23 protein-coding genes, 1 pseudogene and 1 riboswitch are annotated in these 26,906 nt (G+C 61.5%); of the genes and pseudogenes, 15 read left to right on the top strand and 9 right to left on the bottom strand.

Features of this window, described 5'->3' with window-relative positions:
* Position 1: 1 nt before the first annotated feature.
* Together FJD34_RS17995 and FJD34_RS17990 are read left to right on the top strand one after the other, a co-directional pair.
* A pseudogene (locus FJD34_RS17995) lies at positions 2-3,623 on the top strand (transporter substrate-binding domain-containing protein).
* A 121-nt stretch (positions 3,624-3,744) separates the two neighbouring features.
* Complete coding sequence (locus FJD34_RS17990; RefSeq protein WP_032857519.1) at positions 3,745-4,179, top strand: ANTAR domain-containing protein; 435 nt, start codon at positions 3,745-3,747, stop codon at positions 4,177-4,179.
* 1 nt (position 4,180) lies between these two features.
* Here the strand turns inward: FJD34_RS17990 and dkgB are convergent, their stop codons facing one another.
* From dkgB to FJD34_RS17970, 4 genes are all read right to left on the bottom strand, one after another.
* A complete protein-coding gene (gene dkgB / locus FJD34_RS17985) occupies positions 4,181-4,984 on the bottom strand; it encodes a 2,5-didehydrogluconate reductase DkgB (RefSeq protein WP_090291439.1) in 804 nt (267 codons plus the stop codon).
* 212 nt (positions 4,985-5,196) lie between these two features.
* Complete coding sequence (locus FJD34_RS17980) at positions 5,197-6,111, bottom strand: ABC transporter substrate-binding protein (protein WP_032857517.1); 915 nt, start codon at positions 6,109-6,111, stop codon at positions 5,197-5,199.
* Positions 6,108-6,467 (bottom strand): (2Fe-2S) ferredoxin domain-containing protein, encoded by a 360-nt coding sequence (locus FJD34_RS17975; RefSeq protein ID WP_032857516.1) that lies wholly within the window; start codon positions 6,465-6,467, stop codon positions 6,108-6,110. Before FJD34_RS17975 ends, FJD34_RS17980 begins: the two co-directional genes overlap by 4 nt.
* Positions 6,467-8,407 (bottom strand): TonB-dependent receptor plug domain-containing protein, encoded by a 1,941-nt coding sequence (locus FJD34_RS17970; protein ID WP_065944441.1) that lies wholly within the window; start codon positions 8,405-8,407, stop codon positions 6,467-6,469. The genes FJD34_RS17975 and FJD34_RS17970 overlap by 1 nt, the downstream gene beginning before the upstream one ends.
* 91 nt (positions 8,408-8,498) lie before the next feature.
* A riboswitch (cobalamin riboswitch) is annotated at positions 8,499-8,703 on the bottom strand.
* 102 nt (positions 8,704-8,805) lie between these two features.
* On the opposite strand from FJD34_RS17970, the gene FJD34_RS17965 reads away from it, so the two are divergent.
* Positions 8,806-9,357, top strand: a complete 552-nt coding sequence (locus FJD34_RS17965; protein WP_032857512.1) for a histidine phosphatase family protein — start codon at positions 8,806-8,808, stop codon at positions 9,355-9,357.
* A gap of 47 nt (positions 9,358-9,404) precedes the next feature.
* Positions 9,405-10,163: a precorrin-6A synthase (deacetylating) gene (gene cobF, locus FJD34_RS17960; protein WP_032857510.1), complete on the top strand. Its 759-nt coding sequence runs from the start codon at positions 9,405-9,407 to the stop codon at positions 10,161-10,163.
* Between the two features lie 59 nt (positions 10,164-10,222).
* Here cobF and FJD34_RS17955 read toward each other — a convergent pair whose 3' ends face one another.
* Together FJD34_RS17955 and FJD34_RS17950 are read right to left on the bottom strand one after the other, a co-directional pair.
* Positions 10,223-10,888, bottom strand: a complete 666-nt coding sequence (locus FJD34_RS17955) for a response regulator transcription factor (RefSeq protein ID WP_029296512.1) — start codon at positions 10,886-10,888, stop codon at positions 10,223-10,225.
* A gap of 27 nt (positions 10,889-10,915) precedes the next feature.
* On the bottom strand, positions 10,916-11,470 hold the full coding sequence (locus tag FJD34_RS17950) for a PQQ-dependent catabolism-associated CXXCW motif protein (protein WP_032857506.1): 555 nt from the start codon (positions 11,468-11,470) through the stop codon (positions 10,916-10,918).
* 275 nt (positions 11,471-11,745) lie between these two features.
* Here FJD34_RS17950 and FJD34_RS17945 point away from each other — a divergent pair, with 275 nt between their 5' ends.
* On the top strand, positions 11,746-12,372 hold the full coding sequence (locus FJD34_RS17945; protein WP_032857504.1) for a response regulator: 627 nt from the start codon (positions 11,746-11,748) through the stop codon (positions 12,370-12,372).
* Positions 12,373-12,392: 20 nt separating this feature from the next.
* Here the strand turns inward: FJD34_RS17945 and FJD34_RS17940 are convergent, their stop codons facing one another.
* Positions 12,393-13,040, bottom strand: a complete 648-nt coding sequence (locus tag FJD34_RS17940) for a pentapeptide repeat-containing protein (protein WP_090291438.1) — start codon at positions 13,038-13,040, stop codon at positions 12,393-12,395.
* Positions 13,041-13,099: 59 nt separating this feature from the next.
* Entirely contained in the window at positions 13,100-15,004 is a 1,905-nt protein-coding gene (exaA, locus tag FJD34_RS17935) for a quinoprotein ethanol dehydrogenase (protein WP_083204925.1), read from the bottom strand.
* 254 nt (positions 15,005-15,258) lie between these two features.
* Here exaA and pedF point away from each other — a divergent pair, with 254 nt between their 5' ends.
* The 7 genes from pedF to FJD34_RS17900 all read left to right on the top strand — a co-directional run bounded on the left by pedF (position 15,259) and on the right by FJD34_RS17900 (position 21,918).
* Positions 15,259-15,720 (top strand): cytochrome c-550 PedF, encoded by a 462-nt coding sequence (gene pedF / locus FJD34_RS17930; protein ID WP_032857500.1) that lies wholly within the window; start codon positions 15,259-15,261, stop codon positions 15,718-15,720.
* A 3-nt stretch (positions 15,721-15,723) separates the two neighbouring features.
* Positions 15,724-16,479, top strand: a complete 756-nt coding sequence (locus FJD34_RS17925) for a quinoprotein dehydrogenase-associated SoxYZ-like carrier (protein ID WP_090291437.1) — start codon at positions 15,724-15,726, stop codon at positions 16,477-16,479.
* Positions 16,476-17,402, top strand: coding sequence for a quinoprotein relay system zinc metallohydrolase 1 (locus FJD34_RS28155; RefSeq protein WP_032857497.1), 927 nt, complete (start codon positions 16,476-16,478; stop codon positions 17,400-17,402). Before FJD34_RS17925 ends, FJD34_RS28155 begins: the two co-directional genes overlap by 4 nt.
* 27 nt (positions 17,403-17,429) lie before the next feature.
* On the top strand, positions 17,430-18,950 hold the full coding sequence (gene exaC / locus FJD34_RS28150; RefSeq protein ID WP_032857496.1) for an acetaldehyde dehydrogenase ExaC: 1,521 nt from the start codon (positions 17,430-17,432) through the stop codon (positions 18,948-18,950).
* A 266-nt stretch (positions 18,951-19,216) separates the two neighbouring features.
* The gene (gene pqqA, locus FJD34_RS17910) at positions 19,217-19,288 is read left to right on the top strand and encodes a pyrroloquinoline quinone precursor peptide PqqA (protein ID WP_003243383.1); all 72 of its coding nucleotides are present in this window, start codon (positions 19,217-19,219) and stop codon (positions 19,286-19,288) included.
* A gap of 103 nt (positions 19,289-19,391) precedes the next feature.
* The gene (gene ercA, locus FJD34_RS17905; RefSeq protein ID WP_032857495.1) at positions 19,392-20,555 is read left to right on the top strand and encodes an alcohol dehydrogenase-like regulatory protein ErcA; all 1,164 of its coding nucleotides are present in this window, start codon (positions 19,392-19,394) and stop codon (positions 20,553-20,555) included.
* Positions 20,539-21,918 (top strand): ATP-binding response regulator, encoded by a 1,380-nt coding sequence (locus tag FJD34_RS17900; RefSeq protein ID WP_065944436.1) that lies wholly within the window; start codon positions 20,539-20,541, stop codon positions 21,916-21,918. The genes ercA and FJD34_RS17900 overlap by 17 nt, the downstream gene beginning before the upstream one ends.
* Positions 21,919-22,029: 111 nt before the next feature.
* Here FJD34_RS17900 and FJD34_RS17895 read toward each other — a convergent pair whose 3' ends face one another.
* Entirely contained in the window at positions 22,030-22,926 is an 897-nt protein-coding gene (locus tag FJD34_RS17895) for a helix-turn-helix domain-containing protein (RefSeq protein ID WP_032857493.1), read from the bottom strand.
* A 138-nt stretch (positions 22,927-23,064) separates the two neighbouring features.
* Here FJD34_RS17895 and FJD34_RS17890 point away from each other — a divergent pair, with 138 nt between their 5' ends.
* From FJD34_RS17890 to FJD34_RS17880, 3 genes are all read left to right on the top strand, one after another.
* A complete protein-coding gene (locus FJD34_RS17890; RefSeq protein WP_032857562.1) occupies positions 23,065-24,423 on the top strand; it encodes a glutamine synthetase family protein in 1,359 nt (452 codons plus the stop codon).
* 62 nt (positions 24,424-24,485) lie between these two features.
* A complete protein-coding gene (locus tag FJD34_RS17885; protein ID WP_032857492.1) occupies positions 24,486-25,574 on the top strand; it encodes a polyamine ABC transporter substrate-binding protein in 1,089 nt (362 codons plus the stop codon).
* Positions 25,571-26,866, top strand: a complete 1,296-nt coding sequence (locus FJD34_RS17880) for an NAD(P)/FAD-dependent oxidoreductase (RefSeq protein WP_090291435.1) — start codon at positions 25,571-25,573, stop codon at positions 26,864-26,866. The genes FJD34_RS17885 and FJD34_RS17880 overlap by 4 nt, the downstream gene beginning before the upstream one ends.
* Positions 26,867-26,906: the final 40 nt, after the last annotated feature.

Raw genomic sequence — 26,906 nt, 5'->3', positions numbered from 1 at the left:
TATGTCGACAGTTCTGGGCAAGTGGCTCGCAGCCTTCTGGCTCGCGGGCCTGTCACTCACCGTCAACGTGGCTCTGGGAGAGCCACAACCCTTGCATTTGCTGGGCTGCGCAGGTGCACCTCAATGAAGCGGACTGGCGCTGGCTACGCGAGCGCCGCACGCTGATAATGGGCGTTTCCGCCCCCGATTATGCCCCCTTCGACCTGACGAACAACAACGACGATCTAGAAGGGATCACCGCCGATTATGCAGCGTTGATCGCTCAGGTGTTGAACGTCACGATCCAGGTGCAGCGCTACGAGCATCGGGACGAAGTCATCGCGGCCCTCAAGCGCGGTGACGTGGACTTCCTGGGTACGGCCAATGGCTACGAGGCGGCGGACCGGGAGCTAAGGCTTTCGCGCTCGTATGCCAACGACCAGCCGACCCTGGTGACGCGTGTCGATGACAGCCAGGCATTGAGTGCGGAGCTTGAGGGCAAGCGCCTGGCCATGCTCTATCACTACATGCAGCCCGAGATAGTCGCGGCTTATTACTCCGACGCCTCATTGCAGCTTTATTCATCGACGATTGAGGCGATTGGCGCCGTAGCCTTTGGGCAGGCGGATGTTTATCTTGGCGATGCGATCAGTACCAACTATCTGATCAACAAAAACCACCTCAATAACGTGCGCATGGCTGATTTTTCCAGCCTGGAGGTCAACCCTTTTGCGTTCGCCGTTACCGGGAAAAATACCCGGTTACTGCGCATCATCAACGCTGGGCTGGCTGTGATCCCGGTCAATGAGCAAATGGAGATCCTGCGGCGTTGGAGCGCCGGCAACCTGGGGGTCGTTGGTCGTGAGCGTCTGCGCCTGAGCGCCAGTGAGCAGCGTTGGCTGGACAAACATCCGCGGGTCAAGGTGACGGCGCTGGACAAATTCATGCCATTGTCATTCTTCAACGATCGAGGGCAATTGCAGGGCTTGAGTGCCGAGATACTGGCTCAGGTCAGCTTGCGTACGGGGTTGAAGTTCGATGTGGTGCGTGGTAGTTCACTGCCTCGGCAAATCGAGCAGGTCAGCGAGGGGGGCGCGGACATGATCGCGTTCATCACGGCAAGCATGGCCAGGGAGGAAACGATCCGCTTTACCCGGCCGTACCTGAGCAACCCGTTCGTGTTGGTTACGCGCGATGATGAAAGCAACCCGGTCACCCTCGATGATATGGCGGGCAAGCGCCTGGCGGTCATCAGCCGCAGCGTGCAGCGGGAAATCATCAGCCGGGATTACCCCGCGATCGTGCTGGTAGACGTCGAAAGCTCTGCGCAGGCCATGGCGTTGGTCGCCAACGAGGGGGCAGATGCCTCGGTCAGCGCACTGATTATTGCGCGCTATATGATCGCCCATCAGTACCGTGACCGTCTGCGCATTACCAGTACGGTCGGCTCACAGCCGGCGCGAATATCCTTTGGCGTTGGTCGCGGCCAATTGGAGTTGTACTCGATCCTGGACAAGGCGCTTTTGAGCATCACCCCCCAGGAAATGGATGAGCTGACCAATCGCTGGCGTAGAGAGTTGGTGGTCGAGGACAGCTATTGGCTACGCCACCGCAACACGATTATCCAGGGGTTCTCGCTGGCCGCGGTGCTGTTGCTGATCACCCTGGGCTGGGCCATCTACCTGCGTAGCCTGATGCGCAAACGTGCACAAGCCGAGCGCGCCCTGAGCGACCAGATGCGCTTTATGAGCGTGTTGATCGACGGCACTCCGCACCCGATCTATGTGCGTGATCGCCTGGGCCGGTTGATGGCGTGCAACAGTGCCTATCTCAATGTGTTTGGCTTTCGGCTTGAAGACGTGATTGGCAAGACCGTGGTCGAGACCGACATAGGCAATCAGCCCCAGGCCCAGTCCTACCATGAAGACTACTTGCGTCTGATGGAGCGCGGAGAACCACAGATTCATGATCGTGTGCTCAAGGTGCCAGGGCGCGCGACCCTGACGATTTACCACTGGATGCTGCCGTACCGCGATGGGAACGAAAAGGTCGTGGGCATGATTGCCGGCTGGGTAGATGTCAGCGAACGCCAGCGCTTGCTGGGGCAATTGCAGGAGGCCAAGGAGGGGGCGGACGCGGCCAACCGTGCCAAGACTACCTTCCTGGCAACCATGAGCCATGAGATCCGCACGCCGATGAATGCAGTGATCGGCATGATTGAACTGGCGCTGAAAAATGCCGAACAGGGGCGTATCGACCATGACGCCCTGGCGGTGGCCTCCGACGCTTCGCGCGGCATGCTGGAGTTGATCGGCGATATTCTCGACATTGCTCGGATCGAGTCCGGCCACTTGTCCCTGACCCTGGAGCCTTCGAACCTGCGCGAGCTGCTGGCCTCGGTGGCGCGCATCTTCGAAGGGCTGGCACGTACCAAGGGCCTGGCCTTGCAGGTGGAGCTGGACCCGTTGGTCGATCGCTATGTGTTGATCGATCCACTGCGTTTCAAACAGGTGGTTTCAAACCTGCTGAGCAATGCCATCAAGTTTACGGCCCAGGGCCATGTGCGCTTGAGTGCCAGTGGATCCCCTGCCGTTGCCAATGGCTACCTGAGCCTGCGGCTGGTGATAGAGGACAGTGGGGTGGGCATCAGTGTCGAGGACCAGATGCGTCTGTTCAACCCCTTTATTCAAGGGCGCAACACTGACCAGTCGGCGCGCAGTGGCTCGGGACTTGGGCTGGTGATCAGCCGCAGCCTGTGTGAAATGATGGGTGGCCAGCTGAAATTGAGCAGCGTGCTGGGGCAGGGCACGCGGGTGGAGGTCACATTGCCCCTGGCTGTGGCGGCCTCGGCCGGCGCACCTCCCGAGCCAGTTGCCCTGGAGGCACCGCCAGCCCATGTGTTGAATATCCTGATAGTGGACGACTATCCCGCCAACCGCCAATTGCTGACCCGCCAACTGAGTTTCCTGGGGCACCGGATCACCACCGCCAACGATGGCGTGCAGGGCCTGGAATGCTGGCGGGCCGAGCGCTTCGACGGGGTGATCACCGACTGCAATATGCCACTGAAAAATGGCTATGACCTGGCCCGGGAAATCCGTGCCGATGAGCGTGCCCGTGGCTTGGCGCCATGCCTGTTGCTGGGGTTTACCGCCAATGCCCAGCCGGAGGAAACCGAGCGTTGCCTGGCGGCGGGGATGGATGGTTGCCTGTTCAAACCCACGGGGCTGGAGGACCTGCATGCTGCGCTGGCGCCACGGACCGCCATGCCTTCGGTCAATGCCGGGAGTGAGGCTGGCGCGGGATCGGGGCTGGACTTGAGCCGCCTGCTGAAATTGACCGGCTCCGATGTTGGAGCGATCAAGGAGTTGCTGGCGCAACTGCTCGACAGCCTCGCCGCAGACCGCATGCAACTGCAGGACTTGCTCGAACAAAACGACTATGCCCAGCTGCATGATCTGGCCCACCGTACCAAGGGTGGGGCGCGCCTGGTCGAAGCTGAGGTATTGGTCAGCCAGTGTGAGGCGCTGGAAGCCGCCTGTGAACTGCGCGACCCTCAGGAGTTGGCCTCGGCGGTGACGGGTGTGCAGCAAGCCATTGATCAGTTGTATCAGGCCCTGACGGACTACTGCGATCATGCATAACGGTAGGATTTGGGAGAACTCCTACACGTCAGGGGAACTCCGCTGATTTTTTCGTCCAATTATGTCTGGAAAAGTAGGCCCCTCCTTTCTTCCAAGAGCGCTGCCAGCTCAGGGACTTGCCATGCCAACCAAAGCACTGACCATCCTGATTGCCGATGAACAGCACCTGCAACGGTTGCATATCGAAAAAATGCTCAATCAGTTGGGCTACTATCGGATCGTCCCGGTGCAGACCTTCGATGAAGTGCTGATCCTGACCGCTATTCCCGCCGAGCCATTCGACGTGTTGATTATCCATTCCGGCCTGTTCGCCAGCACGGGGGGAGCGCTGGCGTTCCAGAAACAACATCCGCAGGTGCGACATGTGCTGGTATATGACGACCAGGACCTGGGCGCGCCAGTATCCCCTGCGCCTCTGGTCCTGGTGCGCTTGCCGGGATCGCCAGACAGCGTCACCCTGGAGCACTTCATGGACATCATCGACCCGCCGTCACCGGCCAGCGGCTTGCGGGTCTTGCCCTGGCTGCGGGAGCTGGCGCGCAGCCCGGCGGTTTAGCTCAGTCCCACTGCGGCGCAATACCCTTGGGGCTGGTCAGGCGATGGCCACGCTCCAGGCCGGCGATTTGCGCCATATCGGCTTCGCTCAAGGTCAGTTGCACGGCCTTGAGGTTGCTGTGCAGGTTGGCGCGTTGGGTCGAGGACGGAATCACCGCATACCCCAACTGCATCGCCCAGGCCAGGGCCACCTGTGCCGGTGTGGCGTGGTTGCGTTCGGCAATCGCCTGGATCACCGGGTCTTTCAGCACTTCACCGTAGGCCAGGGTCATATAGGACGTAATGTGGATACCGTGGCGCGTGGCGAAATCCACCACAGTACGGTTTTGCAGGTACGGGTGCAGCTCGATCTGGTGGGTGGCGATGTGCTCGGCACCGACGGCGGCGATGGCCTCTTTCATCAGTGCGACGGTGAAGTTGGAGATGCCGATCTGGCGGGTCAGGCCCAGGTGCTTGGCTTCGAGCAACTGCCCCATGAGCTCGGCGACGGGCACCTGGTTTTCCGGGGAGGGCCAGTGAATCAGGGTCAGGTCCAGGTAGTCGGTCTTGAGCTTGCGCAGGCTTTCCCTGAGGCTGGGGATCAACTGGCCTTGGGCAAAATTGGCGATCCAGATCTTGCTGGTGATGAACAGCTCGTCGCGGGGGATGCCGCTGTCGGCGATGGCTTGGCCGACATCCGCTTCGTTCTCGTAGATCTGTGCGGTATCGATGACCCGGTAGCCGAGGTCGAGGCCGGTGCTGACGGAATCGATGACCACCTGGCCTTGCAGGCGGAAAGTGCCAAGGCCGAATGCGGGAATAGACATAAGTGACTCCAGTTATGGCGTGGACAATGGCCTTGAGTATCGGCCGGGAACACCAGGAGAAACACCCAAGAATCTTCAAATGACTCTTGACCAGAAGTCATGAATGGCCTGACCTCCTGTAGGAGCGGGCTTGCCCGCGAAGAACGTCAACGATAACGCGTGCTTACTGAATGAATGCGGCGCCTGTAAGTTTTTCGCGAGCAAGCCCGCCCCTACAGGGCGTTGAGTTCGCGCGCCAGGTCCAGCACCACCTGGGCACTGCCGACGTTGGGCACCAGGTGCGTAAACGGGATATCGATCATGCGGTTTTCCCGCACCGCTCGCAGGCGCGACAGCACCGGGTCACGGGTCAGCAACTGGCGTTTGCGGCTGGCCGGGGACCACACGGCATCGGCCAGCAGGATCACGTCCGGGTCGCTTATCAGCAGGGTTTCACTGCTGACCGTGACCCGGTATTGATTGACCCCGGCAAACAGGTTACGTGCCCCGGCGGCGGCCAGCAGGGCGGTGACAAAGCCTTGTCCTCCTTCGCTGTCGAGGCCGTTGACTTCACTGTCGAGGTAAAACACCGACAAGGGTTTTTCCGGCCTGGCGAGTGCCTGAGCGCGGGCGAGGTCGGCGTCCAGCGCGTCAATCAGGTCGCGGGCCCGCTGCGGTTTATGCAGCAGGTTGCCCAACGTCAGCAGGTCATTGCGAATGTGGCCGAAGAAGTCCAGGGAATGCCCGGCACAGGCCGACTCCAGTAGATAGGAGCCCACCCCGTTGCCGGCCAGCCCGGTACGCGAGGTGATGCCGTTGCCAAAGGCCGTGGCAAATCCTCCCACCACCAGATCCGGCCGTTGCCCATACAGGACCTCGCTGGCCGGGTAGCGCGGCGCAATCACCGGCACACCCAAATACTGACCCAACTGATGCGCGGCACCGTTGTCATCCAGGTACGCCACGCCCACCAGTGTCGGGCCGGCGCCCAGGGCCAGCAGCATGTCGGCGGCGTGTTGGTTGAGGGCGACAATCCGCGACGGCGGCGCGTGGGGCAGGCGCCAATCCTGCTGGCAATTGCGGTAGCCGTCAGCCAGGGCCGATGCACTCCACAACAGGGCGATGGCAAATCCTCCCAGGCGTTTCATGGGCGCTCCCGGATCAGCAATTCTTCAAGCACTTCGCCGCCGACCAGGTGTACATCCACCAGGCGCACGGCATCGGCCTTGCTGTGCACCCCATACCAGCAGCGCTCCGGGTAGACCGTGAGCACTGGCCCCAGGTTGCAGGGGAACTGGCAATGGGTACGTGTGAGCAGTACACCGCCGGGTACTTCAATGCGCTGGTGTTCCAACAGGCGCCGGCGCAAGGTCTTCCACAACTGCAAGGCGCCGCGCTGGGTGCAGCGCGGGCCGGTACACAGCAGCACATGGCGGGCATGATCGGGGATACGGGACCAGTCGGGGTGCGTGTCCACTCCGTCGATTTGCGTGATCTCAGTCATCAGAAGCGATACGTATAACGCACCTCAGAAGTGAACGGTCGGCCCAGGTTGTCGACGTTACTGGAGCGACTGGTGACGTAGTCACGGTCGAACAGGTTTTCCACCAGCAGGCTCACCCGGTGTTGATGGGCGTTGTCGAGGTAGCGGTAGGCATCGGCATCCACCACCGAGTAGTGGCCGTACTCGACTTTTTTCGAACTGATCACATCGTGGATGTAGCGGATAGCCGCGCCGGCGCCCCATAGGCGATTCTGCGACTCAAAGCCCACACGTGAACGGGCGAAGAAGCTCGGCACATCATTGATGGTCACGCCGGCACGGGACTCGGTGAGGTTGCGGGTCATGTCCGCTTGCAGGTTCCATTGCTCGTTGAGCGCCAGCTTGGCGTCGACCTCGAAACCGCGCATCTGGATCTGCCCCTGGCCGTTGACCCACTGGGCATCGTCGACGGTGATCAGGTGGGTGATCTTGCGCTTGAACAGGGTCACGCTGGCGCTGAAGTCGCGATCGGCCAGCAGGCCCTTGTAGTCCAGGCCCAGCTCGGCGTTGCGGCTTTTTTCCGGCTTGAGGTTACGGTTGCCGATCTCGTCGCCGGGCTCGTTGACGAACAGTTGCTCGGCGTTCGGCAGCTTGTACGCCGTGCCGTACTGGCCGCGCAAGGCCCAGTTGGCATTGAGGTCATAGAGCGAGGTGAGCATGCCAACGGTGGCACTGTCACCGCCGCTCATGGCTTCGTGGCGCACGCCAATGCTCGGGTGCCAGTCGGGCAGGGCGTCTATCTGCGGGCGCAACTGGGTGTACAAGGCGTGGGCCTCGGCCTTGTTGTTGTCGATGACCATCACGTCGTCCTGGCCCTTGAACCACTGGTTGTCAGAGCCGAACACCAGCACATGGCCGCCCTCAAGCTCGGCCTTGCCTTCGGCCTGCACGCCCCAGTCAGTGAAGCCCCAGTAGTCATCGTGATTGCGCACCAGGGTGCCGCCGTCGGCGGTGTTGTTGACCCGTGAGTAGCGGGTGTCCCAATCGTTGATATGGCCCTTGACGAAGTAGCTCAACCGCTCGTTGAGGCGTTGTTCGAAGGTCGCCGTGGCAATCTGCTGCACGCGGTCGTTGGTGGTCTTGCGGTTGTTGGTGGCGCCGGCGAAGTCCAGGTTGGCGTCGGTGTACTGGTAAAACAGCTCCAGGCGCGAGTCATCGCCCAAGGACTGGATGGCCTTGGCGCCGAGGGTGGTGACTTCGTAGGAACGTTTCTTGTCGGTGACGTTGCTCATGTCGCGGTTGCGAAACGGCTGGTAGCCCTCGGACACGTTATGGCTGACGTAGGCCAGCAGGCCCAGGTCGCCCAGGCCATTGCTGAAAATCCGCTCGGCCCGGGCATCGCCGGTGGTGCCGCCAAAGGTATCGACGCCCAGGTTGGTCTCGCCGGATACGTCACGGGTTTGCGGGCTGCGTGTGACGATGTTGATGACCCCCGCCACGGCCTGGGTGCCGAACAACAGGCTCTGGCCACCCTTGAGCACTTCGATGCGCTCCACGGCGTTGGCCGGCAAGGTATCCAGGTACAGGCCTCCGTACAGGCGGTTGTTCAGGCGTACGCCGTCAAGCAGGATCAGGGTGTCGTCATTGCGCCCGCCCAGCAGGGAGTAGGTGCCGTAGTCGAACGGGCCGTTTTTCGGGGCGACGTAGAAACCGGGGATGAACATCTGCATCGCCCGCGTGATATCCGCGCTGGGGCCGGCGCGTTCGATCTGCTCGCGGGTGACAATCTCGACCTTGCTGCCGTACTGGGCCATGTCGGCCACGGTGGTGGATTCCACCGACGGCGCGGAAACGGTCTGCGGCTTGAGTTCCAGGGCACGGTTGTCGGCGAGTAGCAGGGGGCTGAACAGGCAACCCAGCAGCAGGCTAGGACCCGCTGTGACGCAACGTTGAAAAATCATAGTCTTCCCGAAAGTATCTTCGCAGAAGCACGCAGGAGAAGGCATCGAGCACACGCCAATACCGGCCCATGCCCGCCCACCGCAGGATTTTGCCAAACAGAAATTCCAGGCCGGTCTCCGGGCTCACGCGTATCGAACTCTTCACCTTCCCATGGCGTTCTGGCCACAGTGGTGTGTCGAAGAGCTCACGCGTATACCGTTGCGGGGGCAGCACCGGACTTGCTCGATCGAGCGTACCGGTTTCCCGTTTCACCCCATGCGCGGCGGCATGAGGCACCTGAAACAGGACGGCATCTGAACATTCCCGCGACTGTTGGTCAACTTCTCTAGTGTTCGGTCCCGTGAGGCCAGATCGTTGTAATATATTTTCTTCGCTTGATCACCAGAGCCGCATTTTCATGCAGAGCACCCGATTGACGCTGATTTGCCATGGTATGACCCGTGCGCAAAAGCTTGGGCATTTTGCCCTTGATGAAGCCCTGGAAACGCCTCCGTCGCCCTTGAGGCTGGCCGCGCGCTTTAAAAAAACGCCACGCCTGTTATGCGGGCCTGAGACCAGGGCCCGGCAAACGGCGACGCTGTTCGGCAAGCACGCAACGATTGATGACGGGTTGCGCGACATGGATGTAGGTCATTGGCGCGGTCTGGACATCAATGACATCGACCGCGACGAACTGATGACCTGGCTCACCGACAGCGCCAGTGCGCCTCATCGTGGTGAGTCAGTGGTGCAGTTGTGCGAGCGCGTCAGCCAGTGGATGCAAAACCTCGCAGAGCAGCCCGGCCATGTGCTGGCGGTGACGCATCCGGCGGTGATTCGTGCGGCTTTGCTGCATGCAATGCAATCACCCGTCGCCATGTTTTACCTGATCGACGTGGAGCCGCTGTCGTCCACCGAGCTGCGTTTCAACAACGTCTGGCGCCTGCGCCTGGAAACGCGCGAGACCTGAGCGGCACGAACATGGCAAAATCCCGGCCCCGCACTGAGAACACCTTCATGAAAAAGATCCTGATCATCGGCATTGGCGCCGGCAACCCCGACTACATCACCATGCAGGCGGTGAAGGCGCTGAACCGCACCGATGTGTTTTTCCTGATGGACAAGGGCCAGAGCAAGGACAAGTTGATCGACCTGCGTCGGGAGATCTGCCAGACCTATATCGACGCTGGGCATGCCTACCGCTTTGTCGAGGCCGACTGCCCCGAGCGTGTGCGTGGCGAGATCGACTACACCACGGCCGTGCAGGATCTGAACCGCGACAAGCAACAGACATTTGAGCGGATGATCAACGAACAAATGGCCGACGGCGAAGTAGGGGCCTTTCTGGCCTGGGGCGATCCGGCGTTGTACGACAGTACCATCCGCATCCTGCAGGCGATCCTGGCCAGTGGCAGCAGTGTGTTTGAGTTCGAGGTCATCCCCGGGATCACCAGCGTCCAGGCCTTGGCGGCCCAGCACAAGGTGCCACTGAACCGCATCGGCCGTTCCATCGAGATCACCACCGGGCGTCGGCTCGCGGCGGGGCAGGTCGGTGATGCCGATACGCTGGTGGTGATGCTGGATGCCGAGGACTCTTACCGCAGCGTCGCGGATCAGGACCTGGAAATCTATTGGGGTGCGTACCTGGGCACGCCGGATGAAATTCTGATCAGCGGCAAGGTGGCTGAGGTGGCCGAGGAAATCGAACGCGTGCGCAAGACAGCGCGCCAGGCCAATGGCTGGATCATGGACACTTACTTGCTACGCAAGCCCTGATTGCTGTAGGAGCGCGGTCATCAAGCCCGCTCCCACATTGAGCTCATTGCTCAGGGGAATCAGCGCCGCAGGTAGGAGCCAAAATCGATATCCCCGGCGCTGAGAATCGCCTGTACCCGGTTGTGCACATTCAGTTTGCGCAGGATCGCCGACACATGGGCCTTCACCGTCGTCTCGGCAATCTCCAGGGTGTAGGCAATCTGCTTGTTCGACTCGCCCTTGGTCATTCGCTCCAGTACCAGTAATTGCTTGCGTGTCAGGGCCTGGAGCAGTTCCGGGGCGAAGGCCGGATTGTCGTGCATGCGCCGCTGGCCGGGGTTTTTCTGGGTGCGGATGATGTCTGGCGGCAGGTAGACGTTGCCATTGAGAATCTGCTGGATCGCCTCGGTCATCTGCGCCCGTGGCGAGGATTTGGTGATGAAACCGACCGCGCCATAGGTAATGGCTTGCAGCACGATTTGCTTGTCCTGCTCGGCCGAGACAATCACCACTGGAATGGTCGGCGCTTCGTTGCGCAGGTTGATCAGGCCATTGAGGCCGTGCATGCCGGGCATGTTCAGGTCCAGCAGGATCAGGTCGAGGTCGTCGTGCTCCTGGGTCAGGGCCAGGGCGCTGTCCAGGTCGGCGGTTTCCATCACTTCGCTACCGGCAAAGCCATCGCTGATGACGTTATGGATCGCTTCGCGAAACAGCGGGTGATCGTCGGCAATCAGAATTTTGTACATGGCCGTTCACCTTTTTATTGTGATTGTTCAGTGGGCAAGTTCAAAGGGCTCAGGGTGTGCTGCGGCGACTGGCAGCTTGGCTGCCTCCCACGCGTCCAGGCCCTCGCGATACCAATACACAGCGGTATAACCCAAGGCATTGGCCCGTTTTACCGCGTTCCAACTCAGCCAGCAATCGGAGCGGCAGTAGAACACCAACGGTTGCGCCAGGTTACCGCCACTGTAGGCATACAGGTGGCGGGCAAAGTAGCTTTGCCACTCGGGCGTCAGCTCACCATCGCCCGTATTGGCCAGCCAGTGGCTGCCGGGCAGGTTGGCATGGGGCTGGTCTTCGATGAACTGGCCGTGCAGCCATTGCCGGCGGTAGACGTCGATCAGCACCGGGCGCGGCTGTTGTGTCAGTAGGGTTTGCAAGGCCTGGGTATCGACGATGGTCGCGCCCGGCAAGTGTTCTGGGGTGGGGCTGCGGTAGAGGTTGATGCGGTAGCCGTCGCGGGAAAACAGCGCGGTTGGCGGTTGGGCAGCCGCCAGCAGCGGAGTCAGCGACAGCACGGCAACCAGAGTCAGTCGGGCGGGCAGCATGGCAGGTTCGATCCTTATAGTTATGCGCCCATTACATGCCAGTCGCGCTGCCTTGGGAATGCGACGATAGACAGCAAAACCAGTACCAAAGTAGTAAATCGCCTGTTGCTTGAGGGCTCTAGCATGAACGCAACGGTCATCCCCAGGAGTTGTACGATCATGCGAATCCTCAAGGCGCTGCTCTTGCCGTTTTTGCTGATCCTCAGCCTGATCGGGGTCGACAAGCTCCACGGCCAGCGACCGTCGCCCACTGCGATGATGCAAGTGCATGCACCATGAATATCCTACTGGTGGACAAACACGCGGTGGTGCGGCTCGGCTACGCCAGCCTGTTGCGGGCGCAGTTGCCGGGCGTCGAAGTGCGCGAAGCGGGCAGTGGTGAAGATGCACTGCTGCGGGTGCAGGAAGCAGTGCCGAACCTGGTGATCACAGGTGTCGGCCTGCCAGGCATCAGCGGCCTGGAAACCACCCGCCGCCTGCGCCAGCGCCTGCCGCAATTGCGCGTGTTGTTTTTCAGCCAGCACGATGAGTTGCCCCTGGTGCGCCAGGCCCTGGAGGCCGGTGCATCGGGCTATATCACCAAGGGCGCAACGCCTGCGGTGATGAATGAAGCCGTGCAGCGCCTCCTCGACGGCCATACCTATATCGAGCAGGTCCTGGCCACGGAGTTGGCCTTTCATCCGAGTGATCATCGGTTGCAGGGCATGACGGCCCGTGAGCTGGAGATTTTCCTGATGCTGGCCAAGGGCACGCCCACCCGTTCGATCGCCGATCAACTGAGTATCAGCAGCAAGACCGTGTCCAATTACCTGACGTTGCTCAAGAGCAAATTGCAGGTTACGTCCCATGCCGAATTGGTACATGTAGGGATTGACCTGGGAGTGGTGCGGGCGGCGGGATGATCCACACCGCCCACTGGCGGTCAGCGATCCCAAGTGGTGGGGCAGTCCTTGCAGCCTTCCATATTCGCATCCTGGAAATTGGCATAGTGCTGGCGGGTGCCGCTGAGGGTGGCCCGTTCCAGGTTGCTTTCACCGAACTTGGCTTCTTGCAGGTTGGCATCGCTCAGGTCCGCCCCTTGCAGGTCGGCCTTGCTCAACCAGGTCATTTCCAGGTCCGCCGCACGCAGGTTGGCCTTGTGCAGCTTGGCCCCAGACAACCGCGCAAATTGCAGGTAAGCGCCGCTGAGGTTGGCGTTTTCGAACTGTGCGCCCTGGGCGAACATGCCCCAGCCTTGCACCGCCATCAATGTGGCACCGCTGAAATCTGCCAGGCGCAGGTTGGCTTGTTGCAGGCTCGCGCGGGTCAGGTTGGCGCCTTGCAGTTGGGCTTTTTCCAGGTTGGCCAGGTCGAGGTTGGCGTGGCGCAGGTCGGCCTCGCGCAGGTCAGCCCCGGCCAGGTTCATTTTGCTCAAGTCCTGGTTGCGCAGGTTGGCGCCCTTGAGGTTGGCGCCGGGGCATTGGCTGTGGGGCGCGATGGTGCAACCGTTGATAACCAGCGGTTGGTCGTCACCCTCGTCAGCGTAGGCCTGGGGCAACGCGAGCAGTAGCAATAAAGGCAGGTATTTCATCACAAGACCTCGAAGGTGGAAGGGGCTGCCCAAAGCAGCCCCTCTTGCCATCAGATGGATTATTTTTGGGCGGTCTTGTTATCCCAGCTCGGGATCTTGAACACCCAGAACGACCCGCCTTGTGCCACCGGTTTGGTCAGCTCGGCCATGTCGCCGCCCCACAACGGCACCGCGCCGCCGTAGCCCACGGTCACGCCGATGTACTGCTCGCCATCCTGTTCCCAGGTAACCGGCGGGGAGACGATGCCGCTGCCGGTCTGGAACTTCCACAGCTCCTTGCCGGTTTTTGCATCGAAGGCCTTGAAGAAACCATCCCCCGTGCCGGTGAACACCAGGTTGCCCTTGGTCGCCAGCACGCCGGCCCACAGCGGCAGGGCCTCTTTGTGCTCCCACACCACCTTGCCGGTGGTCGGGTTCATCGCGCGCAAGGTGCCGACGTGGTCGTCATACATGCGCTTGATACGAAAGCCCATGCCCAGGTACGCCGAGCCCTTTTTGTAGTTGACCTCCTCGGTCCAGTATTCCTCTTTCCACTGGTTGCCCGGGATATAGAACAGGCCTGTGTCCTGGCTGTACGCCATGGGGTTCCAGTTCTTGCCACCGAGGAACGGCGGCGAGACTTCCACCGGCTTGCCCTTGGTTTCACCCGGCAATGGCTTGGCCGGACGCTGGCCTTCGTTTTCCACGGGGCGGCCAGTCTTGAGGTCGATATGGCTGGCCCAGGTGATGTTGTCGACAAACGGGAAGGCGTTCTGCAGCTTGCCGTTGTTGCGGTCCACTACGTAGAAGAAACCGTTGCGATCGGCGTGGCCGGTGGCCTTGACCACTTTGCCGTCCTTGTCCTTGTAGTCGAACAGCACCAGCTCGTTGTTGCCGGAGAAGTCCCAGGCATCGTTTGGCGTGTGCTGGTAGAACCATTTCACTTCGCCGGTGCTTGGGTCGACACCAACCTGGCCTGAGGTGTAGAGGCTGTCGAAGTCGTGGGGATTGCCGTCCTTGGAGGTACGCGCCCAGGTGTTCCATGGGCCGGGGTTGCCGGCACCGACGATGATGGTGTTGGTCTCGGCATCGAAACTGGCGCTCTGCCAAGGCGCGCCGCCGCCGTGGCTCCAGGCCTCGACCTTGCCGGTTTCGGTGGTCGGATCATCCGGCCACGAAGGCGCTTTCACATCGCCGGTGGTGGTGCTGTCCTTGCCATTGAGGCGGCCCATGTGGCCTTCGACAAACGGACGCATCCACACTTCTTCGCCGGTGTCCGGGTCGCGGGCAAACAGTTGGCCGACCACGCCGAACTCATCACCGGAGCTACCGTGGATCAGCAGGACCTTGCCGGTGACCTTGTCTTTGATCAGCACCGGGGCGCCGGTCATGGTGTAGCCGGCGGCGTGGTCGCCGAATTTCTTGTTCCACACCACTTTGCCGGTGTTTTTGTCGAGGGCGATCAGGCGCGCATCGAGGGTGCCGAAGTAGATCTTGTCGCCGAAGATCGCCGCACCGCGGTTGACCACGTCACAGCACGGGCGAATGTTGTCGGGCAGGCGGTGGTTGTAGGTCCACAGGCGTTTGCCGGTCTTGGCGTCGAGGGCGAAGACCCGGGAGTAGGAACCAGTGACGTAGACCACGCCGTCGCTGACGATGGCCTGGGATTCCTGGCCGCGCTGCTTCTCGTCACCGAACGAGTAGGACCAGGCTGGCGTCAGCTTGAATACGTTCTTGTCGTTGACCTGGGCCAGCGGGCTCCAGCGCTGGGCATTGGTGCCCATGCCGTATTGCAGCACATCCTTGGTGGTCAGGTGGTCGTTGGCAATGTCTTCCCAGGTGATGTTGCGCATGCTCTTGGATGAGTGTGCAGAAGGATCGGTAGCGGCGAAGCCGAGCGCACTCAAGGACAGGCTGCCGACCAGCAGGAAAGCCTGCACGGCAAGGCTCAGCGGCGAGAGGGCGGGTAGCGATCTTATTGTCATGGTTGCAGTTCCCAGTGGAGGTTTTGGCCTGCACAGGTTGCTGCGTGGACGGGGCACACGGATACGGAAAATATCCCGGTGTGGCCGGGACAATTTCCCGAACCGCACCTGATTTAGCAGTGCCTCGCAAGCCTTACTACCAAGGGAGTAGACCCCGGCCACCAAAGCAGCATACGGCCCTTGGCGAGGCGTTCCTAAGATGGTTGCCATAGCCTCTGCAAAGGGGTTTTGCGTGCAATCCTGAGGGAAAAACAATGACAACAAAACGCAACGCCTTGCTGTTGGCTGGCCTCTTGGTCGGCGTGATCGGCACAGGCACCGCCTGGGCTCATGGCAACGTGACACCCACTGCCGTGGAAACCAAGGGACTGACGCCGATCAAGGATGCCGGCGTGACACTGGATGCCGATGGTTGGGCGGCGGTGAACCCGTATCGCCAGTCGCCGCAACGCGATAAGGCCGTGGAAGTCGGCGCCTCGGCCTATAACCAGAACTGCGCCGCATGCCACGGCCTGGAGGCCAAGTCAGGTGGGATTGCGCCTGACCTGCGCATGCTTGATGAGGGCGATGCCGGGGACGAGTGGTTTGTGGAGCGGGTGCGCCACGGCGCCGTGCGCGATGGCCGGGTGTATATGCCGAAGATGGCCGACTACCTGAGCCAGGAAGCCTTGTGGGCGGTGCGCACCTATCTTGATAGCGTGCACGTCGAGGAGTAAGCCATGGGCTGGCGCGCACGTTGGCTGTTGGCCTGCTGGTTGCCACTGGCCGCCTACGGGATGGACCCCGGCAAAGACCCGGTGCCGTCGGTGATGTGGAGCTACTACCACAAGCAGTATCTGGACAATGCCCCGTTCGTCTTTGATGAACGGGTCAAGTTGCTGGCGCCGCCATTTGCCGAAGATGCGCGCCAGGTGCCGCTGGAAATCGACGCCCGTGCCTTCAAGGGCGAGGTGGTGAAAATCATCGCCTGGGCCGAACTCAATCCACTGCCGAAAATCGTCGATTTTCAACCGGGCGAGGGCGTGTTGCCGTGGTTGGCGATCCGCATTCGTATCGAACAGGCCACGCCGCTGCGCGCCGCCGTATTGACCAAGGATGGCCTGTGGCATGTCGGCTCGACCCTGATCGACGCCGCCGGCGGTGGCTGCACGGCGCCCAGCGTGGTGCGCAGCCAGCCGGGCTGGGAAGAGCATTTGGGCGAGGTGTTGGGCGGTCGTTACCCACGCAGCGATTTCAGCCGGTTGCGCCTGCAAGTGGCGCACCCGATGGACAATGGCATGGTCAGCGGCATTCCCGAGTTCTATATCAACCATGCCGAGCTGCGCGACGCCCAGGATCGGGTGCTGGCACGCCTGGAGTTGTTTGCAGCGGTCAGCGAGAACCCCGACCTGGCGTTTGACCTGCAAGGGCCAGGGCCGGTACGCCTGCTGCTGCGCGACACCAGCGGCAGCCAATTCGAAGGGGCGATCCCATGAGACTGCTCCTGTGGCTATTGCTTGGCCTGAGCCTGCCGGCGCTGGCGGACCTGGACTACGCCCTCAAGCCCCGGCAGATCGCCACCGATACCTGGCTGCTGGAAGGCAGCACCGATAATTTCGCCAGGGACAACGGCGGCAATATCGTCAATACCGGGTTTATCGTCACCCAGGCGGGGGTAGTGGTGATCGACACCGGCCCGTCCCGGCGCTACGGCGAGGCATTGCGCCAGGCGATTGCCACGGTCACTGAAAAGCCGGTGATCCAGGTCCTGTTGACCCATCACCATCCCGACCATGTGCTGGGCAATCAAGCGTTCAAGGACGTGCCCATCGGCGCCCTGCAAGGCACCACTACGCTGCTGCGCGAGCAGGGCGACGTCATGGCGCAAAATATGTACCGCATGGTCGGCGACTGGATGCGTGGCACCGAAGTACTGCTGCCGAACCACACCGTAACGCCCGGCGTGCAGACCTTCGGCAGTCAGCGTTTGCGCTTGTTGGCCTTGAGTGGCCACACGGGTGCCGATCTGGCGATTCTCGATGAAACAACCGGTGTGCTGTTTGCCGGCGACCTGGTGTTTTACCAGCGTGCCCTGACCACGCCCAACACACCAGGCCTGTCGGTATGGCTGGCGGATATCGCCACCCTGCAAGGCCTGCCCTGGAAGGTGATCGTGCCTGGTCACGGCCCAGTGGCAACCGACACCCAACCCTTCGCCCAAATGCGTGACTACCTGGGCTGGCTCGACCAGCTCATGGCCACCGGTGCCGCCAACGGCAGCGCCATGGGCGAGATGATCCGCAGCCCCATCCCCGAACGTTTCGCGGCCATCAGCCTGGGCCGCTACGAACTGATCCGCAGTGTCAGTCACCTGTATCCCCGCTATGAACGCGGGCAGATGCAACGGATAGATCAATAACAACATCACACCGAAAGAGGCCTCATCATGATCTACGCACAACCTGGCACCCCCGGCGCCATCGTCACTTTCAAGCCGCGCTACGGTAACTTCATCGGTGGCGAGTTTGTGGCCCCGGTCAACGGTGAGTACTTCACCAACACCTCGCCGGTCACCGGGGAAGTGATCGCTGAGTTTCCGCGCTCCAGCGCCGCCGATATCGACAAGGCACTGGACGCTGCCCACGCTGCCGCCGACGCCTGGGGCAAGACCTCGGCCCAGGACCGCTCCCTGGTGCTGCTGAAAATTGCCGACCGTATCGAGCAGCACCTGGAAGTGCTGGCCGTCACCGAAACCTGGGACAACGGCAAGGCCGTGCGCGAAACCCTGAATGCCGACGTACCGCTGGCCGCCGACCATTTCCGTTACTTCGCCGGCTGCATCCGCGCCCAGGAAGGCGGCGCCGCCGAGATCAACGAGCTGACCACTGCCTATCACTTCCACGAGCCCCTGGGCGTGGTTGGGCAGATCATCCCGTGGAACTTCCCGCTGCTGATGGCCGCCTGGAAACTCGCGCCGGCCCTGGCCGCCGGCAACTGCATCGTGCTCAAGCCCGCCGAGCAGACGCCGTTGTCGATCATGGTGTTTGCCGAGCTGATTGCCGACCTGCTGCCGGCCGGCGTGCTGAACATTGTCCAGGGCTTTGGCCGTGAAGCCGGCGAGGCCCTGGCCACCAGCAAGCGCATCGCCAAGATTGCCTTTACCGGCTCCACCCCGGTGGGCGCGCACATCATGCACGCGGCGGCCGAGAATATTATTCCGTCCACCGTCGAGCTGGGCGGCAAGTCACCGAATATCTTCTTTGAAGACATCATGCAGGCAGAACCGGCCTTTATCGAGAAAGCCGCCGAGGGCCTGGTGCTGGCGTTCTTCAACCAAGGTGAGGTGTGCACCTGCCCGTCGCGGGCGCTGGTGCAGGAATCGATCTACGAACCGTTCATGGCCGAGGTGATGAAGAAGATCGTCAAGATCAAGCGTGGCAACCCGCTGGACACCGAGACCATGGTTGGCGCCCAGGCGTCCGAGCAACAGTACGACAAGATCCTCTCGTACCTGACCATCGCCCAGGAGGAGGGTGCCGAACTGCTGGCCGGTGGCGCTGCCGAACACCTGGAGGGCGACCTGTCCAGCGGCTATTACATCCAGCCGACCCTGCTCAAGGGCCACAACAAAATGCGCGTGTTCCAGGAAGAAATCTTCGGTCCGGTGGTGGGCGTGACCACCTTCAAGGACGAAGCGCAAGCCCTGGCGATTGCCAACGACAGCGAATTCGGCCTGGGTGCGGGGCTGTGGACCCGCGACATCAACCGCGCCTACCGCATGGGCCGGGCGATCAAGGCCGGGCGGGTGTGGACCAACTGTTATCACCTGTACCCGGCGCATGCGGCGTTTGGTGGTTACAAGAAGTCGGGCGTGGGGCGTGAGAACCACAAGATGATGTTGGATCATTACCAGCAGACCAAGAACCTGCTGGTGAGCTACGACATCAACCCGCTGGGGTTCTTCTGATCTAACGCGGTCAAAAAAGTGGGAGTGGGCTTGCTCGCGATAGCGGTGAAGCAGTGACAGGGTTGCTGGCTGTCACACCGCCATCGCAGCCTCGCCGGTGCTCGACAGCTCCCACATAGAGGTAGTGGGGACTCCCACATTTTGATGGGGGTACACCCGCGACCATTGCAGGTTGCCGGCTCGTTCGAAAGTAGCATTCGCCTGTCAGCCCAGCCATGCATTAATGCCTTCACCGGACTCTCCCGGCATAACAAGAGGATCGCCCCATGTGGACCAAACCCGCCTACACCGACCTGCGTATTGGCTTTGAAGTGACCATGTATTTCGCCAACCGCTGAAAATTCAGCGGGGATGCGGGCCACCCATTGGTCTGATTGCATTCGCCAGCGGATGCGTTAGTGTGGCCCGTATCTTCCAAAAACAATAAAAACAGGCTTACCAATGAGCCAAAGTCTCAGCCAACTGCGTAAATTCGTCTCCCCGGAAATCATCTTCGGTGCCGGCTCCCGGCACAATGTCGGCAATTACGCCAAGACCTTTGGTGCACGCAAGGTCCTGGTGGTCAGCGACCCTGGCGTGGTCGCCGCTGGTTGGGTCGCGGATGTCGAGGCCAGCCTGCAGGCCCTGGGTATCGAATACTGTCTGTACACCGCTGTATCGCCCAACCCGCGTGTCGAAGAAGTGATGCAGGGCGCCGAGGTCTACCGCGAGAATCATTGCGACGTGATCGTCGCGGTCGGTGGTGGCAGCCCGATGGATTGCGGCAAGGCCATCGGCATTGTGGTTGCCCACGGGCGCAGCATTCTTGAGTTCGAAGGGGTGGACACCATTCGCGTGCCCAGCCCGCCGCTGATCCTGATCCCGACCACCGCCGGCACCTCGGCCGACGTCTCGCAGTTCGTGATCATTTCCAACCAGCAGGAACGCATGAAGTTCTCCATCGTCAGCAAGGCGGTGGTGCCGGATGTATCGCTGATCGACCCGGAAACCACGGCCAGCATGGACCCGTTCCTGTCGGCCTGTACCGGCATCGACGCGTTGGTGCATGCCATCGAGGCCTTTGTGTCCACCGGTCACGGGCCGCTGACCGACCCCCATGCGCTGGAAGCCATGCGCCTGATCAACGGCAACCTGGTGCAGATGATCGCCAACCCCGGCGATATCGCCTTGCGCGAGAAAATCATGCTGGGCAGCATGCAGGCCGGCCTGGCGTTTTCCAATGCGATTCTCGGCGCGGTACATGCCATGTCCCACAGCCTCGGCGGTTTTCTCGACCTGCCCCATGGCTTGTGCAATGCGGTGCTGGTCGAGCACGTGGTGGCGTTCAACTACAATTCGGCGCCGGAGCGCTTCAAGGTGATTGCCGAGACCTTCGGCATCGACTGCCGGGGTCTCAATCACCGGCAGATCTGCGGGCGGCTGGTGGAACATCTGATTGCGCTCAAGCACGCGATTGGTTTCCATGAAACCCTCGGTCTGCACGGGGTGCGGCTGGCGGATATCCCGTTCCTGTCGCAACACGCCATGCATGATCCGTGCATCCTGACCAACCCCCGCGAGTCGAGCCAGCGTGACGTCGAGGTCGTCTATGGCGAAGCTCTCTGATGATCAGCAACGGGCGCTGGCCGGGCTGCTCGGGCTGGGCGACCACTCGGCGCGCAAGAGCCATTATCCGGAGCTGACGGCGCGTCTGGATGAGCTGGAGGCCGAGCGCAAACGCTATATCCGTCTCAACGACGAACTGGAGCAACGGGTCGCCGCGCGCACCGATGAATTGCTCGACACCAACCGCAACCTGCAACAGCAGATCGCCCGGCGCGAGCGCATCGAGCAGGACCTGCGCGACGCCCGCGACGCGGCGCAGGCCGCCAACCGCAGCAAGGACAAATACCTGGCCGCCGCCAGCCACGACCTGCTGCAACCGCTCAATGCGGCGCGGCTGTTGATTTCGACCTTGCGCGAGCGGGACTTGCCGAGTGTGGAAAAGGTCCTGGTGGAGCGCACGCATCAGGCCCTGGAAGGTGCCGAGGATCTGCTGGCGGACTTGCTGGATATTTCCCGTCTCGATCAGGCTGCGGTAAAACCAGATTTCGCCGTGTATCGCCTCGACGAACTGCTGGCGCCGCTGGTCTCGGAGTTTCAGTCGGTGGCCGCAGCGGCGGGCCTGAATTTGCGCGTGCATATGGGACGTTATGCACTGCGCACCGACCTGCGCTTGCTCACGCGTATCCTGCGTAATTTTCTCAGCAATGCCTGCCGTTATACCGACGCTGGGTGCATCCTGTTGGGCGCGCGCCGACGGGGTGATCGCTTGCGCCTGGAAGTGTGGGACACCGGTCGTGGGATTGCCGCCGATAGCCTGGAGTCGATCTTCCTGGAGTTCAACCAACTGGATGTGGGCCGTGCGGCAGACCGCAAGGGCGTCGGGCTGGGGCTGGCGATTGTCGAGCGCATCGCGAAGATCCTCGGTTGCCAGGTGCTGGTGCGTTCGTGGCCGGGGCGCGGATCGATGTTCAGCATCGAGGTGCCGCTGTCGGATGAAATGCCGCTGCCTATCAGCCAGGCAGCGCCCCAGGCCGGCACCGGCAACCCGCTGCCGGGGCGCCGCCTGTTGGTGCTGGATAACGAAGTCAGCATCCTGGAAAGCATGCGCGCGTTGCTGGGGCAGTGGGGCTGCGAGGTGGTGACTGCGACGGATCAGGCGGGTGCTTTGAAGGCGTTGCAGGGCCGGGCACCGGAGCTGATCCTGGCGGACTACCATCTTGACCATGGCGTGGTTGGCTGCGATGTGGTCAGGCAGTTGCGCGCGCATTTTGCGTTGAAGATCCCCGCCGTGATCATCACTGCCGACCGCACCGACCAGTGCCGACGCTCGTTGCAGCGCCTGGAAGCGCCGTTGCTCAACAAACCGGTCAAGCCGGGCAAGCTGCGGGCGGTCTTGAGCCAACTGCTGGGCGCCACTTTCTAAATGTAGGCGCTGGCTTGCCCGCGAACATCGTTAACGATAACGCAGCACTAAAAATCAACCCGAGGTGGCTGTGGGATTTTTGTCGGAACACTGCTCACAGTAGATTGCATTTCAGCAGTGGCGTTTACGGGTTTCGCTGGGCAGTTCCTTGAATAACGCACGGTAGCTGTTGGAGAACCGTCCCAAATGCCAGAACGACCAGTTCATCGCGACCTCGGCCACGGTGGTCTGGGCTGTGCTCAACAGCTCGCGCCGCGCACCGTTCAACCGGCGCAGGCGCAACCACTGCGCCGGGCTCATCCCGGTGTAGGTCTTGAAGCCTTGCTGCAGCTGACGCAGCGGCACACCGGCAATCTGCGCCAGTTGCAGCAGGTTGACGGTCTCGTCTGGCACATCCGCTGCCCACTCGCCGATACGCGCCATCAGGCTGCGCTCTGCGTTGCGCCGGCGCAGCGAACCCTGGTCCAGACACACGCAGGCGTTGTCGAGGATGAACAGGCAGTCGTCCAGCAGTTGCCGGGTGAGGGTGTCGCGGCTGATCGGGTCGATCACGCTGGACAAGCGCGTCAGGGTGCCACTGAGCCAGCGGCTGAACAGGGCGTTTTGTTGGCAGGTCAATGGCGCCATGAACAAACCTTCGAGTTTTTCCACGTCCAGGCCATGGCGTTGCACGAACTGCGGGCCGAACACCACCGCCACTTCACGGTAGTTTTCCGGGGTGATCCAGGTGTTGCGGCTTTCGCCATTGAGCAGGTAGAGCGCGTTATCACTGCCGTCGAAACAGAACGCCAGGGAGCCTTTTGGCGCGTTGAAATTCTGCTCGATCCGCGTGTTCATCCGCTCTTCGTACACTTCCACGCCTTGCAGGTCGAGGTAGCGGACCTGCCCGGCAAAATGCCCTGGGGACATCTGCTGGTACTGCTGCACCCAGCCGGGTGTCGCACTGCATTGAGCGGCCACATCACCGGTGGTGAAGGCCTGTACGCGCAAAGCTGTTGCCTGTGTCATGGGTGATCCGTGCGCACTCTATTGGTGCGTTGTGGTTCGTGCAAAGTGGATAGATGCCGTTTGAAGGCTGGCCCAAGATAGACCTCAATGCACCGGGAGTACAAGCCGGTGCAGCACCCAACCCATGCCGAGGTCTTTATGAATGCCCCTTTCGATCAGCTGTCTGCCTGGCTGAAAGAACACAAGATTACCGAAGTCGAATGCGTGATCAGCGACCTGACGGGCATCGCCCGCGGCAAGATTGCGCCCACCAACAAGTTCCTGCATGAGCGCGGCATGCGCCTGCCGGAAAGTGTGTTGCTGCAAACGGTAACCGGGGATTTTGTCGACGACGACATCTATTATGACCTGCTGGACCCGGCCGATATCGACATGATCTGCCGCCCGGTGGCCAACGCCACCTACGTAGTGCCGTGGGCCATCGAACCCACCGCCATCGTGATCCACGACACCTTCGACAAGCAGGGCAACCCCATCGAACTGTCGCCGCGCAATGTGCTGAAAAAAGTCCTGCAGCTCTACACCGAGCAGGGCTGGCAGCCGATTGTCGCGCCGGAGATGGAGTTCTACCTGACCCAGCGCTGCGAGGACCCGGACCTGCCGCTGAAAACCCCAGTGGGCCGTTCCGGTCGCGCCGAGACCGGGCGCCAGTCGTTCTCCATTGACGCGGCCAACGAGTTCGACCCGCTGTTCGAAGATGTCTACGACTGGTGCGAAGCCCAGGGCCTGGACCTCGACACGCTGATCCACGAAGACGGCCCGGCGCAGATGGAAATCAACTTCCGTCACGGCGACGCTCTGGACCTGGCCGACCAGATCACCGTATTCAAGCGCACCCTGCGCGAAGCCGCGCTCAAGCACAATGTGGCCGCGACCTTCATGGCCAAGCCTGTGGCCGACGAGCCGGGCAGCGCCATGCACTTGCACCAGAGCGTGGTGGACATTGCCACGGGCAAGCCGGTGTTTGTCGATGCCGAGGGGCAGATGAGCCAACTGTTCCTGCATCACATTGGCGGTTTGCAGAAATACATTCCGATGCTGTTGCCGATGTTCGCGCCCAACGTCAACTCGTTCCGCCGCTTTTTGCCGGACACCTCGGCCCCGGTCAACGTGGAGTGGGGCGAAGAAAACCGCACCGTCGGCCTGCGGGTGCCGACCTCCAGCCCCGATGCCATGCGCGTGGAAAACCGCCTGCCGGGAGCCGATGCCAACCCGTACCTGGCCATCGCCGCCAGCCTGTTGTGCGGCTACCTGGGGATGATCGAGAAGATCGAGCCGAGTGCTCCGGTGGAAGGCCGCGCCTATGAACGCCGCAACCTGCGCCTGCCGATCACCATCGAAGATGCGCTGGCAAGAATGGAGGCCTGCGACACGGTCAAGCAGTACCTGGGGGACAAGTTTGTGCGTGGCTATGTCGCGGTGAAACGCGCCGAGCACGAGAACTTCAAGCGTGTAATCAGCTCCTGGGAGCGTGAGTTCCTGTTGCTGAGCGTCTGACGCTTTGTAGGAGCCGGCTTGGGTTGATCTAACAATAATTAATCATGCAAAGGGGTGTCGATATGCGTCTCGTCAAACAACTTCTCCCACTGGCCCTGGCTGCGGTATTCAGCAGTGCCAGCCAGGCTGCACCGAGTGTCAGCGTCTATAACTGGACCGACTACATTGGCGAGACCACCTTGGCTGACTTCCAGGCCAAGACCGGGATCAAGGTGGTCTACGACGTGTTCGACTCCAACGAAACCCTGGAGGGTAAATTACTGGCGGGGCGTACCGGGTATGACGTGGTGGTACCGTCCAATCACTTCCTGGCGCGCCAGGTCAAGGCCGGTGCCTTCTTGAAGCTGGACCGCGCGCAGCTGCCCAATTACCAGAACCTGGACCCCAAACTGCTGAAATTGCTGGAGCAGAACGACCCGGGTAATGCGCATTCGGTGCCGTACCTGTGGGGCACCAATGGCATCGGCTACAACGTCGATAAGGTCAAGCAAGTGCTGGGGGTGGACCACATTGATTCGTGGGCGGTGATGTTCGAGCCCGAGAACCTGAAGAAGCTGCAGCAATGTGGCGTGGCATTCCTGGACTCGGCGGACGAGGCGTTCCCGGCGATCCTCAACTATATGGGCATGGACCCGCGCAGCGAGAAGGTCGGCGATTACGAAAAGGCCGAAGCCAAGTTGCTGACCCTGCGCCCGTACATCACCTATTTCCACTCCTCCAAATACATCTCGGACCTGGCCAACGGCGATATCTGCGTGGCCTTCGGTTATTCCGGCGACGTGTTCCAGGCGGCCAACCGTGCCAAGGAAGCCAAGAACGGCGTGAACATCGCCTATTCGATTCCCAAGGAGGGCAGCAACCTGTGGTTCGACTTACTGGCGATCCCTGCGGACGCCACCAACCCCAAGCAAGCCCACGCGTTTATCAACTACCTGCTGGACCCCGAGGTGATTGCCAAGGTCAGCACCTACGTCGGCTACGCCAATCCCAACCTGGCGGCAAAGGCCTTCATGGAGCCGGAACTGGTGAACAATCCTGAGGTGTACCCACCCCAGGATGTGCTCGACAAACTGTATATTTCCACCACCCCCAGCCCGGCCATCATGCGTGTGATGACCCGGGCCTGGAGCAAAGTGAAGTCCAACCGATGAATCAGTCCCAAGACCACGCCCGTTCCTACTACCTGGCGTCGGCCAATGCCATGGTGCAACGCCCAACATTGTCCGCGGACCTGAGTGCCGATGTGTGTGTGATCGGCGGCGGGTTTACCGGCGTCAACACGGCCATCGAACTGGCCCAGCGCGGCCTTTCGGTGATCCTGCTGGAAGCCCGGCGCATTGGCTGGGGCGCCAGCGGGCGCAATGGTGGGCAGTTGATCCGGGGGATCGGCCATGATGTCTCGGGGTTTGCCCGGCATGTGGGCGAGGAGGGCGTGCGTTACCTGCAACGGGCCGGGATCGAGTCGGTGGCGTTGGTGGGGGAGCGCATTCGCGAACACGCCATCGACTGTGACCTGCGCTGGGGTTTTTGTGAATTGGCCAATACGCCGGCGCAATTTGCCGCGTTCAAGGGTGAGCAGGATAGCCTGGCCGCCTTGGGTTATGTGCCTGAAACCCGACTGATAGCGGCGCAGGATATGGCGCAGGTGGTCGGTTCGCAGGTGTATGCCGGGGGCTTGGTGGACATGGGCTCGGGCCACTTGCATCCGCTGAACCTGGTCCTGGGCGAAGCCCGCGTGGCCGAGGCCCTTGGCGTGCGGATCTTCGAGCACACTCCAGTGCTGGAATTGATCCATGGCGAGACCGTGCAGGTGCGCTCTGCCAGCGGCACCGTACGGGCCGCTAGCCTGGTCTTGGCGTGCAATGCGCATCTGGAAGAACTGGAGCCGCGCTTGAGTGGCAAAGTGCTGCCTGCTGGCAGCTACATCATCGCCACCGAGTCGTTATCCGATGAGATGGCCAACCAGTTGATCCCGCAAAACCTGGCATTGTGCGACCAGAAAGTCGGCCTGGATTACTACCGGCTTTCGGCAGACCGGCGGCTGCTGTTCGGTGGCGCCTGTCATTACTCGGGACGTGACCCGCTGGACATCGCCGCTTATATGCGGCCGAAGATGCTCAAGGTCTTCCCGCAGTTGGCCGACACCGCCATCGAGTTCCAATGGGGCGGCAAGATTGGTATTACTGCCAATCGTTTCCCCCAGGTCGGCCGGTTACAGCAGTACCCCAACGTGTTCTACGCCCAAGGCTATTCGGGACACGGGTTGAACGTCACCCACTGGTGTGCGCGTTTGCTGGCCGAAGCTATTCACGCAGGCGTCAGCCCGGGCCTGGATACCTTCAGCCGGGTGCCGCATATGACCTTCCCGGGTGGCAAGGCATTGCGCTCGCCATTATTGGCACTGGGCATGTTGTGGTACAGGCTTCGGGAAATGCTGGGTTAGAGGGTGTTCGCGGGGGGGCGTGATTTAAAACACAGCAAGA

Origin of the sequence: Pseudomonas brenneri, from assembly GCF_007858285.1 — a bacterium.
Lineage (GTDB): Bacteria > Pseudomonadota > Gammaproteobacteria > Pseudomonadales > Pseudomonadaceae > Aquipseudomonas > Aquipseudomonas brenneri.
This window is presented reverse-complemented; position numbering and strand designations above follow the sequence as displayed.